The following is a 16,836-nucleotide window of genomic DNA, read 5'->3' on the forward strand; positions in this document are numbered from 1 at the left end:
AAAGTGCCAGCTCAGGCATTGCAGGGGGAACCTGAGCCGGCATTTAGATAATGGGGCTAAGTGATGAGCTTAGCCGGTAGCGAATAAGCCAGATGTGGCTCTATCCGCTAGGGGTGAGGCAGTGTTAGATTTTACCCACTAGGTCTAAAGAAGGCGCTAGGGTTGCTTCACCTGGCTGCCATGCAGCAGGACAAACTTCACCGTCGTGCGTTGCAACATACTGAGCCGCTTGGATCTTACGAACCAACTCAGCAGCGCTACGACCAATACCTAGGTCATGAACTTCAGCCACTTTAATCACACCTTCTGGGTTGATAACAAAAGTACCGCGAAGTGCTAAGCCATCTTCTTCAATCATCACACCAAAGTTACGTGTGATAGTTCCGGTTGGGTCACCGATCATTGGGTATTGGATTTTGCCGATAGTGTCTGAGCTATCGTGCCATGCTTTGTGCGTAAAGTGAGTGTCAGTTGATACTGAGTACACTTCAACGCCCATAGACTTTAGCTTCTCGTAGTGATCAGCCATGTCACCTAGTTCTGTAGGGCACACAAACGTGAAATCAGCTGGGTAGAAGAACACTACTGACCACTTGCCTAAAAGGTCTTGCTCGGTTACCGAGACGAAATCACCATTGTGGTATGCAGTTGCAGAAAAAGGCTTGATTTCGGTGTTGATGATAGATTGTGTCATGTCATGCTCCATTTAGGGGTTATTAACAGATTAACGTTTGGGTGGCAGCGGCTTGCTGCAACCCGTTGTTTGTTTCGATGGAGAGATAATAACGAGGAGTGACAATTAAATATAACGGATAAAAACTATCATGCTAATCGATTTTTATAATTGAACTTTGATTGCAACGAAAAAATCGATTAGCCCTAAGCAACAAGTGTAAAAGTGACTATTCTAAAAATGACGAATTTAAAAGGTAATCGTAAACAATCATTCCCATAACTCGAATCGCGTTAAGCTGCGGCCCAAGGGAAAGTCCAATTGTAAGGATAACTGCTGCGCATCAGCTTTTAAGCCACTACTACTGACTGACTTGGCCACTTTACCCGCAATCACCACCCAATTACCGCCACCGGTTAAACAGGCTCTGACCTCGGCAAAATGGATCTGCAGTAAAGCTAATAGCTCTCGATTTTGGCTATGTTCTTTCCAGCAATTGAGCACTAAATACCCCTCACTCTTAAGCAGGCTTGCCGCATTGGCAATAAAGGTTTCTGATAGCTGATTTTCATCGACGCCGTCGGCACCATAAATATCGGCAAAAATCACATCGGCCTTTTTATGCTCCCGCGCCACCAAAAACTCGGTGGCATCTTGATGAATAAGAGTGAGCTTTTTGCCCGTAGGCAGCTGAAAGTAACGTTTAGCAATATCAATTACTTCGGCGCGCAGCTCGACGGCGGTAATATTAATGGCGCGATCGTAATTACGTAAGGCATGGATTAAGCCCCCGCCACCTAGGCCTAACACTATGACTCGCTTAGGCTTAATAAACAGCAGCACCAGTAACATGGCTTGTAAATAGGTATGCTGCGGAATGTGCGGAGATGACTTAAGCAGTTTGCTTTGTTCATCGCTATCGCCAAACGAAAGCAGGCGCACTTGACCATCTTCGTTAACGATTAAAGGGCCATACTCATCCTCGCTGCGATACAAGGTTTGAAAATCTGTCATCTGGACTCCGACAATAAGCATAATGAAACACTGAGCCTATCGCGACCAGCCAGCGAATGGCGGCGTCATTTAAGCCAAGTAACAAAGGGCGATAGTATGACTGAATCGGCGCGTTATCACAGCCACTACGAGGTGATTTATCCCCCACTTCACGCCAGCTACACCACTAAAGCCGTCTATTTGTTCGATTCCTCGTCAAAGCAGCTGCGTCTTGGCACAAAAATCAATAGAGAGATGGTCATCATCAGCCTTGCCCAGCCTATGCCTCACATTAACCCGTCAGCCTATTTGTTGATGCGCAACAAGAGTCATTGCATAAGCTTGCATGATGTAGTAAATGTTAAAAGTCTTTTATTTATAAGCCATTGCTAATGACCTACTCACTACTGATCGCCACCCTGTTTGTCGTACTGTTTATTTTTGGCCAGCGCCTATTAACTAATTGGGTCAGTAAATTGGCCCAACACAAACAGGTATCAACGACTCGCGCAAAAATGGTGATCCAATACATTAGCTACCTCTATTTTACCCTGATGGTGTGCCTAATGGTGGTTTCGCTCGGGATTGAATATCAGCAAGTGTCGCTGTTTATCTCATCCATCTTTGCCGTACTGGGTGTTGCCCTTGTCGCACAATGGTCGATACTGAGTAATATTACCGCAGGCATTTTAATCTTCTTCGTCTTTCCCTATCGCATTGGCGACAAGATTAAAGTGATTGATAAAGATGAAGATGTCACAGGGATCATCGCCGACATATGCCTATTCCATGTATTGATCCAACGCGACGACGATGTACTTATCACTTACCCTAATAATTTGATGCTGCAAAAAGGGGTACTCAAGTTATCCAGCCATGCCCCAGCAGTCGTTAGCGAACAACATGATAAAGACCATATCCAAACCCAAAGTGATTAAGGCGTCATCTAACCAGAGGCAAGACTATGCTGACCACTCTTCTCTACAGCCCGCAAGATAATTCGCTCATTCGGGGCGACGAGTCCAATATTGCTAAGTGGCAACAGAGCGATGACGCCATTTTATGGCTCAATATTGATGGCGAGTTAACCGAGCCACTGCAAGCCATGTTAAAGCAAACCTTTAACCTGCATCAGCTAGCGCTGCAAGATGCGTCACGCGATAGGCATCCACCCAAAATTGAAGATTTTGGCGATCATACCTTTATTTTGCTGCGTGGCTTGTCGGCAGATTCTGAATCTATCAATTGCGATAATATTCTCTTGGCGATGTTTATCAGTGAGCGTTTTATTATCACTCGCCACTCGGCCCGCTCGCTCAGTATTGAGCGCACCATGGCGGCGCTGCACGCGGGCGATATCTCCCTCGCCACTGGGACTGGGGCCTTAAGCCTCAAGATCAGCCGCTTTGTGGTGAAGCGCTATCATAAAATTCTGTTTGATTTAGAAACCCGCCTAGAACAACTAGAGTCGGTCATGTTGACCACTGCCGATGATAAGGTACTGGCCGAAGTGGTATTGTATAAAACCGATCTCACTCGCCTGCGGCGTAACTTTCACTACCATGTAGAGCTGTTTAACAACCTGCGCGATGAGCCATCGACCCCATTTGATAGCACACTGGCGCATGAGATCAACGATGTGTGTGAGCACCAACATCGCGCCGCGAGCCTGGCAGATTTGTTTTATCAGGTTGCTAGCGACTTAATTGACGGCTATATCTCAATTAGCGCCCATCGCTTAAACAACATCATGAAAGTGCTGACGATTATTACCGCCATCTTTGTACCACTGACCTTTATTGCCGGTATTTATGGTATGAATTTCGAGTATATTCCTGAGTTAAAAAACCCTAACGGTTACTTTATTGTTTGGGGCGTTATGCTCAGCATCACCGCGGTATTGATTTGGCTGTTTCGACGCCGAAAATGGATTTAACCACTTCAATACAAGATTACCGCTCGGCGAGGCATAGACAATGGCCAAGCTACGCCATCACAAAGGGCTAATCATGAGTAAGGATTAGCCCTTTGAATTTAATATGATTATGTTAAAGCGGAGTTGGCATGTCGACAGTGCCTAACACTTAATGTCTAACGTATAGTGCCTCTCACTTGGTGCCTAGCCAGCAGCCAAAAAGCGGCCTAGCGTAGCACCCGCTGAAAAAAAGCCACCGCCTGGCAATACATCTGTAAGGCTAATGCCGGGTCATATCGCTCTCCTTCATCGCGCATAAAGGCATGCTGGGCATTGACTTCAAGCCAACTAAAGCAGCGCTTGGTTTCGCTGAGTTTGGCATAAATAAGCTGCCGTCCAGCGGCGTCCACATGCGGGTCTTGCTTACCAAATACTAAGGCCAACTCGCCTTGAATATCGCCAGTGCGACTCAACGAGTCGTTGCCCTTATTACAAGGTAAGGTATTAGAGTGAATATCGGTTGGATACAGGCAAAAAGCCCCGACCACATCGCTATTGAGCGCGGCGCGATAAGCCAAGTGGCCGCCAATGCACACGCCCATCGCCCCCACTAAGCTGCTGCAAAACGGCTGGCGCTGCGCAAACTCCACCAAGGCCTGGGTGTCGCTATCGTGATGCTCTAACCCTTTGGTAAATTTGTCTTGGTTGCCCTTATCTTTGCCCGCCTCATCGTAAGCCAGTACTGTACCTAGCGGATTAAGCTCGTGAAACACTTCGGGCACCAGCACCACAAAACCATGACCAGCCATGATTGCCGCGGCGCGCGCGATAGGCGCCGTTTGCTGGAAAATTTCAGAATAGAAGATGATGGTCGAAAACGGCCCTTCGGCATCGGGACGATAGAGATAACATCTCATGGGACCTGTGGGGGTATCGATATCGTGAACAGCCTGTTTAACCATCATACTCATGCCCTCGGGCTAATAAATGTACTTATAATTTATCAGCCTAAGGGGAGAATGTCAGGTAAAACTCATCGTTAACCATGGCGTTAAAACTGCATCATTAGCGCCAGGGGCAATCGCGGTCTTTAAGGTTAATAAAGCTGGTTAGGACAATCCTCACCATCAAGCAGTTGCTTAATATTGGTTAAGCTGGTCAGGGCAATCGACCCTAACGCCTCTTCGGTTAAAAAGGCTTGGTGACCGGTAAAAATCACGTTGTGGCAGGCCGATAAACGTCTGAACACATCGTCTTGAATGATCTCATTAGACTTATCTTCGAAAAAGAGCTCTTTCTCGTTTTCATATACGTCTAAGCCCAGAGACCCAATTTTGCCCTCTTTTAATGCTTCCATGGCATCCATCGCATTGAGCAGGCCGCCACGGCTGGTGTTGATCACCATGACTTTGGGTTTCATCTTGGCAAAACTCTCTTGGTTTAACAGATGGTGATTATCTTGGGTAAGAGGGCAATGCAAGCTGATAATATCGCATTGGGGGTAGAGCTCATCGAGGGATAGATAGGGCACGCCTAAATCGATAACAGCTTGATTAGGGTATGGGTCGTACGCGACCACCTTACAACCAAAGCCTAACAGCACCTTAATGGTGGCTAAGCCGATGTTACCCGTGCCAATAACGCCGACAGTGCGGCCATGCATATTAAAGCCCACTAACCCTTCGAGCGAGAAGTTTGCATCTCGAGTACGTTGGTAGGCTTTATGCACCTTGCGATTAAGCGTCAGCATCAACGCAACCGTATGTTCGGCCACCGATTCTGGCGAGTAGGCCGGTACGTTAACCACTTTTAACCCTAACCGCTGCGCTGCCACTAAATCGACGTTGTTAAAACCAGAACAGCGCATGGCGATAATCTTGGTGCCGTTTTTAGCCAGTTCAACCAACACCTCTTCGCATAAAGAGTCGTTAACAAAGGCGCAAATCACCTCAAATCCAAAGGCCAGCTTTACTGTTTTCATGCACAGACGAGAATCAAAATACTCGATGCGGGCGCCAAAAGCTTTGTTGGTGCGATTGAAATGCTCCATGTCGTAGTGCTTAGCACTGAAAAAACCGATTTTCATATTTGATTCCCAATTGTGTGCGTGACCATAGGTCACAGAAAAATACCGTTCACAGCGTTAATGCTAACCCTAGCAAACTCTTACGCTGTGGATACTCGGGCAGCTCCCAGCCCATTTAAGGCTGTAACCATATAGCCTTATGTCCACAACCTATTCGAGATAAGTCAACGTAAGACATCATTATAACCTAGGCGTTACACTTGGATCATGAACACTGACCATGGCAAGTCAATATAATTACCCAACCCCATGATAAAACCGCAAGCCTCATCACGAAAACTCTCTCGCAACAGGGCGCCAATGTGCTTTGCCATGATTTCCTGATAAGCTCAAGACAAACTTATTGATGCCATTGATCTTATGGGACGACAATCGATTTCTGAAAAACAGTTTTGGTTACAACGCCTGAGTAAAACCAGTTTACGCGCCTTACATATTTTAGGCATTACGGGGGCCGGTGGGGGGATTTTATTAGGGGTAGCCAAAGCCGACTGGAGCCTATACTGGATACTTGCAATGGGATCGGGCAGCCTATTAATGCTGTGGGAGATCATTCGTGACTGGCGCTGGCTTATCCAGCTAAAGGGCGTACTCACTATAGTAAAACTAGGATTATTAAGTTTATTTATTCCGCTGGCCGATTATAAACCCGAACTGCTCATCGTCATTGTATTATTGTCGGTCGTGGTCTCCCATGGGCCAGCAGGATTACGCCACTACTCTATTATTCACAGGCGACGTATCGATGGAAAAAAAGAAATTAAAGGCTAACGTAGCGCCCTTAATTAGCCACTATTTACCAAACTTAGCTCAGCCTGCACAGTTGCAGGTATTAGATCTAGCCTGCGGTAGTGGCCGTAATGGATTATGGTTCGCGCAGCAAGGGGCAAATGTCACCTTCATCGACAAGGATATCAGCAGTTTACCCAAGCTGCCTCCACACTGCCATGCATTAGCTTATGATCTTGAAGATGGCTCAGCGCCCGCTTTGCCTGTACGTGAGTTTGATATGGTACTGGTGTTTAACTACCTACACAGACCGCTGTTTGAACAAATAAAACACAGTGTTAAGCCAGAGGGACTGTTAATTTATGAGACCTTTACCACAGAGCAAGCCAAGGTAGGCCGGCCTAAAAACCCCGCTTTTTTACTGCAAACCGATGAGCTACTCACTCAATTCGATAAGTTTGATATATTGCACTATTTTGAAGGTAATGTAGGCTGTGAGGATGAGCCCATCTATAAAGCCCAGTTTATCGGGCGAAAACGCGCTTAGCCTCATCAACACTGACCTCATCAACATAGCATAAGGACGTTACATGTTTCCCTATCCCCAGCAATATCGCCTAGCGGCGCCGCCGCTCATCACCGTGCTTATGGTTGTTTGGTCGTTATTGTCTAGGGCATTACTGGGGGACGCTAGCCCTATTGGCTTCTACCCACTGTTTATGCTGTTTCCGCTCAATATCCTGCTGCATGGCCAACTGCTTTGGCAAGCCAAAGGCATGGAGCGACTCGATCAAGCTCTGTACGCCTTTATTCATCTGTCGCTGGCTTTTGTGGTTTGGACCTTCGCCATAATGCATGTCAATGGCCATAGCCTGTAAACTGCGCCCAATTTATCCCGATGCTGGTGAGTTTTGCTTGCGAGCCATCACGCTAAACGGTATCTTGGCTGCCGCTTAAAAATACCGAACCGACTATGAAAGATTTTGTGTACGCTCCACCCACCACGCCTTGGCTAGATGTGGTGCATCAAGATAAAGACATCATCGTGATCAATAAACCCTCTGGGCTGCTCTCAGTCCCGGGGCGCGATCCCGCCTATCATGACAGCATTTTTGCCCGCGTACTCAGCCAACACCCTAACGCCCAGATAGTACATCGTCTCGATATGGCAACCTCCGGCATTATCGTCGTTGCCCTGCGCCGCAGCGCCGAGCGCGAATTGAAACGCCAATTTAGGGACAGAGAAACTCACAAAACCTACTACGCGCGCGTCGCAGGCCATGTTAAAACCCAAAGCGGCACCGTTGAGCTGCCGCTGATCTGCGATTGGCCTAATCGCCCCAAACAGAAAGTTGATCACCGATTAGGTAAGCCCTCGACCACCCATTTCGAGGTGATTAGCCGCGCGAAACGTTCAACCTTAGTTAAACTCACGCCTATTACTGGCCGCTCTCACCAATTGCGGGTACATATGATGGCTTTGGGACACCCCATTCTTGGCGATAACTTTTACGCCGATGCATTAGCCAAACGACTCGCCCCTAGATTACTGCTGCATGCCCAATCGCTAACCATTAACCACCCCTACAGCGGTGAGCCGATGACCTTTAGCACTGACATCCCTTTTGCAACGCCGAGCGAACAGCAATAGCTAACAACAACCTAACTAGGCTGCTATTAGCTATTGAAATTGGCATTAATTGGCCTAAAAAGTTAGCCGTTACTCAAAAAATATCGTAGATTAGCAAACAATATTAATCATAAAGCGGTATTGACTAGTGGATAGTTCATTTCAACGTGATCAATTAGATAATCAAATTCTGTCGGCATTAATGCAAGAGGCACGCACCCCCTTTGCCGAGCTTGCTAAGCGATTTGGTGTCAGTGCTGGCACCATTCATGTGCGGGTAGAAAAGATGAAGCAAGCGGGCATCATTACTGGCGCGCAGATCACCGTCAACCCTAAGGCGCTGGGCTACGATGTGTGCTGTTTTATCGGCATTAACCTTAAGAGCGCCGGTGACTACCCTGCCGCCATCGCTAAGCTTAACGCGTTAGAAGAGGTGACCGAAGCCTATTACACCACGGGCAACTACAGTATTTTTGTCAAAGTGATGTGCCAGTCTATCGATGGTTTGCAGCATGTGCTGATTAACCGCATTCAATCTATTGATGAAATCCAATCTACCGAAACCTTAATTAGCCTACAAAATCCGATTATTCGCGCCGTTAAGCCATAAGGCTTACCAATAACGCAGCAGCGATGCCCACGATACCTAGTACCAACATCTGGCATCGCTAGCGCCTAAAACCCATGACGCTTTATAACTCAGGTTTACAGCTGAATATCAGTGCTTTACAGCTCAAATACATGGGTCATCACTTTATACAGCTCGGTGCCTTGATAAACCGAGGCCGAAGCAAAATGCAAAATCGGCACGCACGCTTGCGATAAGCATAAAGGGGTTAATGTAGACCCACAGCCATACTGATCCACCCGCAAAATAGTCGCTAAAGGCGAACCTGCGGCTAATGGCTCGCCTAACTTGGCCGTATACTCCACCATGCCCCCCATGGGTGAGTGGTATTTTTTATAGTCACGAAGATAACAAGCATATCGCGCCATCTTAGCGGGCAAAATGGGGGAGGCAACCACACCGCGATGACTCAAATACGCCATGATCCCGTCGGCATCGAGGCGTGCATCGGCGAGATCGATATGCTCTTGCGAGCCCAGCTCCAAGGTAAACGCAGATACAGGTACCGCTAATTCTCGCCCCTGCGTTGCTAGGTACTGACACAATTGCCACCAAGGATAAAATATCGATTCATCCATCGCCCCGCCAAACTCATTAGGAATAAATAGCGTATGGGCTATCGAAAATAACCTCGCGGCCTCACTATCATATTCGGGACAATAAAGATGTTTGCAGGCCTTGGGCCCGGTGTGCAGATCCAACACGATATCCGCTTGATGCCCTAAATGCTGCAGAGTGACCGCTTGGCGATGCCCCGTCGTCACGCCCCACTCATGCTGCAGACGCTGCTGACAGCTATCAATCAACATGGCGCGATAAGCCGCCACCAAGGCGTTATCATCTAACTCGGCATGCTGTCGATACCAAGCGGCCATATCGATATGATGATTTAAGTATTCGCGATTCCAATTCACCCCGGTTATCGGGTCAAAACGCCCAAGGGTAAACTCACCACTTTTTTGGTTAATCCCCAAAGGATTGGCGAGTGGCACCAAGGTGACACTGCCAAGCAACTCGCAGTTTTCCAGTTGCTGCATTAACTGATAAATCACCGCATTGCCCTGCACCTCGGCGCCATGCACATTCGCCTGAATATAGACACTCGGCCCACGAATAACGGCTGGCGTAAACTGAAAAATGGGCAACTCGAGATCTTGCCCTGTCGCCAATTCTCCAATTTTCAACGTGCTACGGCTCGGTTTCATCGTTCGCCTTCAAACAGATTTTCATGTAGCGAGCGTACCACCTGCGCCGCCTCACTTTCGGCGACCAATACACATAGGTTGTGTGGGCTAGCCCCTTGGCAGATCATGCGCACATTATGCGGCTCTAGCACCTCAAACACTCGGCGGCACACCCCTGGAGTAGAGGCAATTTTATTGCCCACTATCGCCACTAAGGCTAAATCCTCTTCCACACGCACCCGGCAATGTTGCGATAACTCTTGTAATAGCGCTTCGCTGAGCAAATTGTTACCAGCCGAATCAGAGCCGGTTTTATCTAAGGTCAGCGATACGTTAACTTCCGATGTCGTGATCAAATCGACACTTATTTTGTGCCTTGCCAGTGTAGCAAAGGTCTCCGCCAAGAAACCTTGCGCATGCAGCATCTGCAAACTGTGTAGATTCAGTAAGGTTTGATCGCGGCGCACGGCCACGGCGCGGTAAATAGGCTCGTCACTCACTTGATGACGTATCCAAGTACCGCCACGTTCAGGCTCTTTGCTCGAGCCCACAAACACCTGAATTTTTTGTCTTACCGCAGGTAAAATGGTCGCAGGATGCAGCACCTTAGCGCCAAAAGTCGCCATTTCAGCGGCTTCATTAAAACTAATTTCGGCGATGGGCTGCGCATTGGGGGCCAAGCGCGGATCGGTAGTGTAAATCCCGGCCACATCGGTCCAAATTTCGACAGCCGATGCCTTAAGAGCCTCGGCCAATAATGCCGCCGAGTAATCGCTACCGCCGCGCCCTAAGGTGGTGGTGGCGCCCTGTGCATCGGCACCAATAAAACCTTGAGTGACAATACGCTGCTCGGCCAGCAGCGGGGCTAAATGCGCTGCACATAAGGCTGCAACCTGCTCAATTTGAGGCTCAGCACGGCCAAAATGACTGTCGGTGCGCATCACTTGGCGTACATCAAAGGCTGACGCCGCCTCACCTTTTTCACGTAGCACGGCAGCAAACAGCGCCGCTGAACATTGCTCTCCTTGCGCTAACAACTCATCCATGGTGGCTTTGCAGCGTTCATGGCTCAAAGATTCACTTAACATAGCGATACGACTGAGCACGCTATCGAGATGAGCCGCAACTTCAGCCGGACGACCGAGGCGGTCAAGGATTTGGTATTGGATTGAGGCAATCTGCGTAAGTAGCTGTTGACGTCGCTCGTCATCGAGTTGCGCTTGAGTCAACTCCACCAGCAAATTGGTGACGCCGCTAGAGGCACTCACGACCACAATACGTGTATTAGGATTGGCAATAATGATGTCGGCACAGCGACTCATTGCTGTGTAATCAGCAACGGATGTACCACCGAATTTAGCTACGACAATCGACATTAGCCCACCTCAACGACATTGAAGCGGTAACAAGACACGACAAGAATAGATAACATGATAAACCTCCGAACTTACTTCGTTCGAAGAGCCTGGTGCAAAGATTACGCACCCCAAGACGGGAAATAGCGATCACCACCAGAAGCTCTCCACCAAAAAACAGGTGACAATCGACAGGATTCAGCCATATCGACCGATAAACAAACGAAACCAAACACTTGTCTATCTCGGCGTTAATCTCCATCATAAGCAATCGTCAGAGTTTGGCCTCTTCATGCTTACTACCTAGTTAACGCTCCTCTTCTGTATCTCAAGCGCATTGACGCACAAGATGGTTGAAAATTAGCAAATATCTGTCTAATAAGTCAACGATATTTATTCAATATGAGTAAATATTCTTTCAGGGTCGCCGCCACGTTTACAAACAGCGCTAAGATTGGATATCGGGTAAATCACTGACCAGACAAACCCGCGCCGAAAAAGCCCCCATGGTCAGCTCGGGGTAATTAAGCAAGCAAGGCACCAATTGCAACTGATCGCCTTCAACAAAATAGATCGCATTTTGATTAAACTGCGTGCCCAGCGCCACCGCTAATGACTTCTCTATTGGAACAGCCCAGCTTTTTTCCATATGGCGGCGGTCATAAGAGGCCCCGATTATGGCACGATAAGGGCGCTTAAGTTCGATGATATGTCGCTGTAACTGCCTATCTAAGAGACGATTTTGAGAGGCTGACAAGACTCGCCCCCTTGGATTGTGTGCGGTGATAATGGCGAAAGATAAAGCGGGAGAAAAACCTTGGGTCAATAGAAATTGGGTATGCTGATAACTGTGCCAAAAATGGTCATCTATGCTACTCATTAGTCGAACATTCCTAAATTAGCGTGCAATAATTATAGTTAAATCATCTCATCTGCCTAGATCAAACAGATTATATCTCTGTTAAATTATAATTAATGACCATAAAATCAAAAGATTAGCTATGAAAAATTGATTGACGTCAAATCTAAACGTAAATTTGTTAACATTTCATTTGTTAACAAATGACTAAAACGAGTACAATATGTCGGTTGATTCACTTCCACTCGTCAAGCATGAACGACTTTTGTTACGCCATGTCCTGGTCACTGTAATGAAAAGTTGTCAATTTCCTATAGATATTAGCGATTTTGTCGCTTTAATATTGAAACTTGAAAATTTTCGATAGTTAAAGGAACTATTTCCTACTATTGTTAATCGTAGTGGATACAGTTAGCGCATCTTTTTTCAACAACAAAGAGATACGCATACCTTACTAATCATGAAGTGTGTTGCGGTTTCAGTCGTTTTAGTGAAAGCACCTACGTGACTCGGTAATTTTCAACATGACAAGTTAGGGCGCAACCGCACACCGCGCTCATGGTTAGCACAGATGTAAATAAATATTAGGTAGATAAATATGCAAAATCCGCACATTCTGATCGTAGAAGATGAAGCCGTTACCCGGAACACGCTGAGAAGTATTTTTGAGGCTGAAGGATATGTGGTAACTGAAGCCAATGACGGCGCAGAAATGCATAAAGCAATGCAAGAAAACAAGATCAATCTCGTCGTTATGGATATTAATCTTCCAGGCAAGAATGGTCTTTTGTTGGCACGTGAACTTCGTGAAATAAACAATATCGGTCTAATCTTCCTAACGGGCCGTGATAACGAAGTTGACAAGATCTTGGGTCTTGAAATTGGTGCAGATGATTACATCACTAAGCCATTCAACCCACGTGAGCTAACAATTCGTGCACGTAATTTGTTAACCCGTGTTAATAGCACAGGTGTAGAAACAGAAGAAAAGAGCGCGGTAGAATACTACCGTTTCAACGGCTGGAGCTTAGAAATTAACAGCCGTTCATTGGTTAGCCCACAGGGCGAGTCATACAAGCTTCCACGCAGTGAATTCCGTGCGATGCTTCACTTCGTTGAAAACCCAGGTAAGATCCTGACTCGTGCAGACTTACTGATGAAGATGACCGGCCGTGAGCTTAAGCCACATGACCGTACGGTTGACGTCACGATTCGTCGTATCCGTAAGCACTTTGAAAGCTTACCAGATACGCCTGAAATCATCGCGACAATCCACGGTGAAGGTTACCGCTTCTGTGGTAATTTAGAAGACGCATAAGCTTACGCTTATGTTATTCAATGAAAAAGCCAGTCTCACGACTGGCTTTTTTGTGTCCGCAACACTGATGCCAAAGCCCAGAGATGGTAACTTGGTTTTTTGTATCAGGATTATACTTATCCCCGGTGGCTATGGATGCCCAATAAGAGGATTGGTATCTGTATCACAAATACCAAAACAACTTGAGACCTAACAAACGTCTGCAAATTTACGATATGTACTAGTCAACATAATAGATCCGTCTTACCTAATTCAGAAAGTGATAAATTGTGCTAACAATGAAATGTCACTTACATGGCACCATATTCTTTCAGCTTTCGATATAGCGTTGCCAGACTCATCCCCAATTTTTCTGCAGCCCGAGTCTTGTTGTTATCTAGTTTTTTTAACACAGCTAGAATATAGTCCTCTTCTACCTGATGTAACGCTCTTATGTCTTCCAATACTGAAGGTGTACACAGACCATCACGTATTTCATTCGGAAGATCCTCTGGCATGATCTGACGAACCAGAACTTAGAACAACCGCCCTCTCGATGGTATTCGCCAACTCTCGCACGTTTCCGGGCCAGGCGTAATTCAACAGTAAGTCTGCCGTCTTGTAATTAAATCCGATATGCTCTTTTCCAAGCTCTTGATTAAATTTCAGCAAAAAAAAGCGGCTCAAAGGTAAAATATCTTCTGGGCGTTCCCGCAGCGGTGGAACAACCAACTCAATGACTTTCAAACGATAATACAGATCCTGACGAAACGTTCCTTTTTCAACCGCATCTTCAAGAGAACTATTGGTCGCTGAAATTATTCGTAAATCGACACTAATTGTCTCGGTATCACCGAGTTTACGTATCTCTTTTTCCTGTAAAACTCTTAGCAATTTCACCTGTAATGCAGGTGATAACTCTGCCACTTCATCCAGAAATAAAGTGCCGCCATTAGATGCCTCAATCAAGCCTTTTTTGGTAGTTTCAGCCCCAGTAAAGGCGCCGCGGACATGTCCGAATAATTCATTTTCTAGTAAAGTTTCATTCAATGCGCCGCAGTTTATCGCCACCATGGGTTTATCCGATCGAGGTGACTGATTATGGATAAACCGAACCAGTTTTTCTTTACCAACCCCACTCTCACCTGTGACAAGAACTGACGTCGGCACTTTAGCTACATTGGTAGCCAATTCCAACAAGCTGCACATTTCGTAGCTTTTAGAAATCGGATAACCATCGCCAACCCCACTCTTAGGCATAGAGGAGTTAATTCGATCCTGCGTATTCTTCGGTAAAGTATCACCCCAACATTGCACATTGTTAAACTGAGCTGCGGCACTTTCATTACAGATACCATTATAAATAGGCAAGTATGGTGTGATCTCCTCCCCCCACTCTTCCAAATAGTTACCGCTGATATGGCAATAGCTATCACCTTTAGCCTTGCATTCATCTTCAATAAAGTAGACTGTACGATTTTCAACGTTTGAGACGTAACCACTGGCAAACCCGATATGCTCCCAGCAAACAGGCATTGTACTTAAACCGCTGAGCTGCAGATGCTGTTCAGCTTCATAAAGACTTATAGCGTGGGTTTCAATTAGCGGCTTCGCTTTAATGCCATCTCGCCGCTGACGACTGAGAACTTCCCCGAAACCACACATAGAGAAAAGCAAAGGCCCGAGTTCGCCTTTCGACGCTTCTTTCCACACATCTGGCATCTGGCGCTTTATCTGTTCGGCCAACAGCCAACCTCTTATATAACCTGAGCGCACAATAATAGACTGTGTCGCTGCTGTCCCAAGATTCTCGCAGAGTTCCATCCGTTGCAAGCCATGAGAAAAAATATCTGTCACATAAAGCCTATGGCCAAGGAAACTCATGGCCCCACCTCTGGGTTTAAAAGACAACAATTCTCTTAAGTCTAATTCCAAAGTATTCATATGCGTCCAGTCACGGCAAAAGTCATATCATAACTCAGTCAACAAAAAGTCAACGTGACTACCTTCACCTAATTTAATCATTAATCGGTATTACAAAAATAGAGGGCGGTGAGGGGAGAATTTACGACTTAAATCATTCGGACACAGCCAGATTACAACGTCCTTCAGGCGACTCAAAAAACGCATCCGGTTCACAAGGTCTATTTTATGACGAACACATTTCCATATCAGAGGGGGGACTTGGTTTGAAATAAGAAAAGGCACCTAAGTGCCTTTTCTTATATGGGGCTTCAGATTAGTATCCTAGCCATTGTCCTTAAGTTTAACGATAGAACAACACCGAATAGAATCAAGCCTCTTTGTGCTTAAAAAGTGTAACGTAAATAAGACTGCGTTCGCACCATATCGCCTTCTGCACTTCCCATATTTTCAACATAACCGAAGCGAGTTCCCACGGCAAACTGCAAGTCTTTGGTTATATCCCAATACAGATTAGTATGCCATGAGAAGGCCGTTTTATTAGCCATGTCAGTCAAAGTACCACGGTCAAATGCATCTTCGTCCTGCTCTGAATACCCGGCTCCAACCTGCCAGCGTATACTTGGACTCAAGGAGAACATGATGCCACCTGTAAGACTCTGATAACCTAAGGTTTCAATATTACCAGTATTGTCTATGCCTGCTCCGGCATTGAAACCTAACCCTGCATAACGGCCAATACCATCACCATAGGTATAATTTAATACCGCCTTATGGCCCTGCCCAAATTTCACACTCGCCCCCAAAGCAAAACCGTAACCCGTGCTGTTTTGACCATCTAAGTCAAATTGACGAACCACAACACGAGGACTGATGGTTACTGGACCCGTTGCAACAAAATATTTGACGACTAAATCTGGCAGTGTCTCTTCACTTTTCGCATCGTGCACCCCGTTACCGTTAGTATCCAAGTTAACGTATCTAATCGGAGTCCCTCCGATATTAGCAATCCCATAAGCGGGATTCTCTAAACTAGCCATCAGGTATTGCCCTGGACTCAGGTTGTACTGATAGCGAACTTGTGCTTGACGTATAAACGAATTACCTGGATCTGAAGAAAAGTCCATAGACGGCAATGAGCTAGCAAAATCCATGAAGGCTGTCCAGGTCTGACCCACGAGTATAGAACTATCCTCTCTGTCTATATTAATGTAGGCATGACGGATCCGAAAACCATGGGCATTTGACCAAGTAGGACCATCGGAATCGATATCAGCAAAAAAGTCTCCTTCTAGATGGGAGGAAATTGTACCTATATCTGAATCTGTTTTACTTTTCAGATAAACACGACTCTCTCTGGCCGTCATATTCAAATGGTTAGTATCCGCGTTAGCTGTGCCGTCAATGGGAGTACCATAGACACTGTAAAGGTTACCGTTATAGGGAGCAGTTACAGTACCGTTAGAATCGAACGTTACCATGCCCTTGATATAGCCACCGACGTTAAGGTCGGTATCTGCCACTTTAAAATCAACCGCATGAGCCAGTGGAGATAAAGACAAGC

The 16,836-nt window shown here is 46.4% G+C and carries 18 protein-coding genes and 1 riboswitch; of the genes, 8 read left to right on the top strand and 10 right to left on the bottom strand.

Features of this window, described 5'->3' with window-relative positions; genetic code table 11:
* Positions 1-124 precede the first annotated feature (124 nt).
* Positions 125-694 (bottom strand): alkyl hydroperoxide reductase subunit C, encoded by a 570-nt coding sequence (gene ahpC / locus AC0VXX_RS14640; RefSeq protein ID WP_475514846.1) that lies wholly within the window; start codon positions 692-694, stop codon positions 125-127.
* A 249-nt stretch (positions 695-943) separates the two neighbouring features.
* Positions 944-1,687, bottom strand: a complete 744-nt coding sequence (locus AC0VXX_RS14645; RefSeq protein WP_475514847.1) for a spermidine synthase — start codon at positions 1,685-1,687, stop codon at positions 944-946.
* A 371-nt stretch (positions 1,688-2,058) separates the two neighbouring features.
* Between AC0VXX_RS14645 and AC0VXX_RS14650 the strand changes: the two genes are divergently transcribed.
* Positions 2,059-2,604, top strand: coding sequence for a mechanosensitive ion channel domain-containing protein (locus AC0VXX_RS14650; protein ID WP_475514848.1), 546 nt, complete (start codon positions 2,059-2,061; stop codon positions 2,602-2,604).
* Positions 2,605-2,630: 26 nt separating this feature from the next.
* Complete coding sequence (gene corA / locus AC0VXX_RS14655) at positions 2,631-3,602, top strand: magnesium/cobalt transporter CorA (protein WP_475514849.1); 972 nt, start codon at positions 2,631-2,633, stop codon at positions 3,600-3,602.
* 206 nt (positions 3,603-3,808) lie between these two features.
* Here the strand turns inward: corA and AC0VXX_RS14660 are convergent, their stop codons facing one another.
* Positions 3,809-4,546, bottom strand: coding sequence for a dienelactone hydrolase family protein (locus AC0VXX_RS14660; RefSeq protein WP_475514850.1), 738 nt, complete (start codon positions 4,544-4,546; stop codon positions 3,809-3,811).
* A gap of 131 nt (positions 4,547-4,677) precedes the next feature.
* Positions 4,678-5,667 (bottom strand): 2-hydroxyacid dehydrogenase, encoded by a 990-nt coding sequence (locus AC0VXX_RS14665; RefSeq protein WP_475514851.1) that lies wholly within the window; start codon positions 5,665-5,667, stop codon positions 4,678-4,680.
* 360 nt (positions 5,668-6,027) lie between these two features.
* On the opposite strand from AC0VXX_RS14665, the gene AC0VXX_RS14670 reads away from it, so the two are divergent.
* The 5 genes from AC0VXX_RS14670 (at position 6,028) to asnC (ending at position 8,636) form a co-directional block, all read left to right on the top strand.
* Positions 6,028-6,438, top strand: a complete 411-nt coding sequence (locus AC0VXX_RS14670; protein WP_475514852.1) for a hypothetical protein — start codon at positions 6,028-6,030, stop codon at positions 6,436-6,438.
* Entirely contained in the window at positions 6,413-6,943 is a 531-nt protein-coding gene (locus AC0VXX_RS14675; RefSeq protein ID WP_475514853.1) for a class I SAM-dependent methyltransferase, read from the top strand. The genes AC0VXX_RS14670 and AC0VXX_RS14675 overlap by 26 nt, the downstream gene beginning before the upstream one ends.
* Before the next feature lie 43 nt (positions 6,944-6,986).
* Positions 6,987-7,274, top strand: coding sequence for a hypothetical protein (locus tag AC0VXX_RS14680; RefSeq protein WP_475514854.1), 288 nt, complete (start codon positions 6,987-6,989; stop codon positions 7,272-7,274).
* A gap of 95 nt (positions 7,275-7,369) precedes the next feature.
* Positions 7,370-8,047: a bifunctional tRNA pseudouridine(32) synthase/23S rRNA pseudouridine(746) synthase RluA gene (gene rluA / locus AC0VXX_RS14685; protein WP_475514855.1), complete on the top strand. Its 678-nt coding sequence runs from the start codon at positions 7,370-7,372 to the stop codon at positions 8,045-8,047.
* A 127-nt stretch (positions 8,048-8,174) separates the two neighbouring features.
* A complete protein-coding gene (asnC, locus tag AC0VXX_RS14690; RefSeq protein ID WP_110457221.1) occupies positions 8,175-8,636 on the top strand; it encodes a transcriptional regulator AsnC in 462 nt (153 codons plus the stop codon).
* 116 nt (positions 8,637-8,752) lie between these two features.
* On the opposite strand, the gene AC0VXX_RS14695 is transcribed toward asnC, so the two are convergent.
* From AC0VXX_RS14695 to AC0VXX_RS14705, 3 genes are all read right to left on the bottom strand, one after another.
* The gene (locus AC0VXX_RS14695; RefSeq protein ID WP_475514856.1) at positions 8,753-9,859 is read right to left on the bottom strand and encodes a succinylglutamate desuccinylase/aspartoacylase family protein; all 1,107 of its coding nucleotides are present in this window, start codon (positions 9,857-9,859) and stop codon (positions 8,753-8,755) included.
* Positions 9,856-11,214 carry a lysine-sensitive aspartokinase 3 gene (lysC, locus tag AC0VXX_RS14700; protein WP_475514857.1) on the bottom strand — a complete coding sequence of 453 codons (1,359 nt, stop codon included), beginning with the start codon at positions 11,212-11,214 and terminating at the stop codon, positions 9,856-9,858. The genes AC0VXX_RS14695 and lysC overlap by 4 nt, the downstream gene beginning before the upstream one ends.
* 131 nt (positions 11,215-11,345) lie before the next feature.
* Positions 11,346-11,522, bottom strand: a riboswitch (Lysine riboswitch).
* Between the two features lie 119 nt (positions 11,523-11,641).
* Positions 11,642-12,073, bottom strand: a complete 432-nt coding sequence (locus tag AC0VXX_RS14705; protein ID WP_475514858.1) for a DUF3293 domain-containing protein — start codon at positions 12,071-12,073, stop codon at positions 11,642-11,644.
* Between the two features lie 577 nt (positions 12,074-12,650).
* Here AC0VXX_RS14705 and arcA point away from each other — a divergent pair.
* Complete coding sequence (arcA, locus tag AC0VXX_RS14710) at positions 12,651-13,370, top strand: two-component system response regulator ArcA (RefSeq protein WP_110457217.1); 720 nt, start codon at positions 12,651-12,653, stop codon at positions 13,368-13,370.
* 290 nt (positions 13,371-13,660) lie between these two features.
* On the opposite strand, the gene AC0VXX_RS14715 is transcribed toward arcA, so the two are convergent.
* From AC0VXX_RS14715 to AC0VXX_RS14725, 3 genes are all read right to left on the bottom strand, one after another.
* A complete protein-coding gene (locus AC0VXX_RS14715) occupies positions 13,661-13,867 on the bottom strand; it encodes a helix-turn-helix domain-containing protein (protein WP_475514859.1) in 207 nt (68 codons plus the stop codon).
* On the bottom strand, positions 13,845-15,293 hold the full coding sequence (locus tag AC0VXX_RS14720; protein WP_475514860.1) for a sigma 54-interacting transcriptional regulator: 1,449 nt from the start codon (positions 15,291-15,293) through the stop codon (positions 13,845-13,847). Before AC0VXX_RS14720 ends, AC0VXX_RS14715 begins: the two co-directional genes overlap by 23 nt.
* A 365-nt stretch (positions 15,294-15,658) precedes the next feature.
* A complete protein-coding gene (locus AC0VXX_RS14725; RefSeq protein ID WP_475514861.1) occupies positions 15,659-16,834 on the bottom strand; it encodes a DcaP family trimeric outer membrane transporter in 1,176 nt (391 codons plus the stop codon).
* Positions 16,835-16,836: the final 2 nt, after the last annotated feature.

It is taken from the genome of Shewanella sp. QJM3NY_23 (assembly GCF_056173105.1).

Coding starts and splice junctions, on each gene's coding strand:
- ahpC (WP_475514846.1), bottom strand. CDS start 694: ATGACACAATCTATCATCAACACCGAAATCAAGCCTTTTTCTGCAACT.
- AC0VXX_RS14645 (WP_475514847.1), bottom strand. CDS start 1,687: ATGACAGATTTTCAAACCTTGTATCGCAGCGAGGATGAGTATGGCCCT.
- AC0VXX_RS14650 (WP_475514848.1), top strand. CDS start 2,059: ATGACCTACTCACTACTGATCGCCACCCTGTTTGTCGTACTGTTTATT.
- corA (WP_475514849.1), top strand. CDS start 2,631: ATGCTGACCACTCTTCTCTACAGCCCGCAAGATAATTCGCTCATTCGG.
- AC0VXX_RS14660 (WP_475514850.1), bottom strand. CDS start 4,546: ATGATGGTTAAACAGGCTGTTCACGATATCGATACCCCCACAGGTCCC.
- AC0VXX_RS14665 (WP_475514851.1), bottom strand. CDS start 5,667: ATGAAAATCGGTTTTTTCAGTGCTAAGCACTACGACATGGAGCATTTC.
- AC0VXX_RS14670 (WP_475514852.1), top strand. CDS start 6,028: ATGGGACGACAATCGATTTCTGAAAAACAGTTTTGGTTACAACGCCTG.
- AC0VXX_RS14675 (WP_475514853.1), top strand. CDS start 6,413: ATGGAAAAAAAGAAATTAAAGGCTAACGTAGCGCCCTTAATTAGCCAC.
- AC0VXX_RS14680 (WP_475514854.1), top strand. CDS start 6,987: ATGTTTCCCTATCCCCAGCAATATCGCCTAGCGGCGCCGCCGCTCATC.
- rluA (WP_475514855.1), top strand. CDS start 7,370: ATGAAAGATTTTGTGTACGCTCCACCCACCACGCCTTGGCTAGATGTG.
- AC0VXX_RS14695 (WP_475514856.1), bottom strand. CDS start 9,859: ATGAAACCGAGCCGTAGCACGTTGAAAATTGGAGAATTGGCGACAGGG.
- lysC (WP_475514857.1), bottom strand. CDS start 11,214: ATGTCGATTGTCGTAGCTAAATTCGGTGGTACATCCGTTGCTGATTAC.
- AC0VXX_RS14705 (WP_475514858.1), bottom strand. CDS start 12,073: ATGAGTAGCATAGATGACCATTTTTGGCACAGTTATCAGCATACCCAA.
- arcA (WP_110457217.1), top strand. CDS start 12,651: ATGCAAAATCCGCACATTCTGATCGTAGAAGATGAAGCCGTTACCCGG.
- AC0VXX_RS14715 (WP_475514859.1), bottom strand. CDS start 13,867: ATGCCAGAGGATCTTCCGAATGAAATACGTGATGGTCTGTGTACACCT.
- AC0VXX_RS14720 (WP_475514860.1), bottom strand. CDS start 15,293: ATGAATACTTTGGAATTAGACTTAAGAGAATTGTTGTCTTTTAAACCC.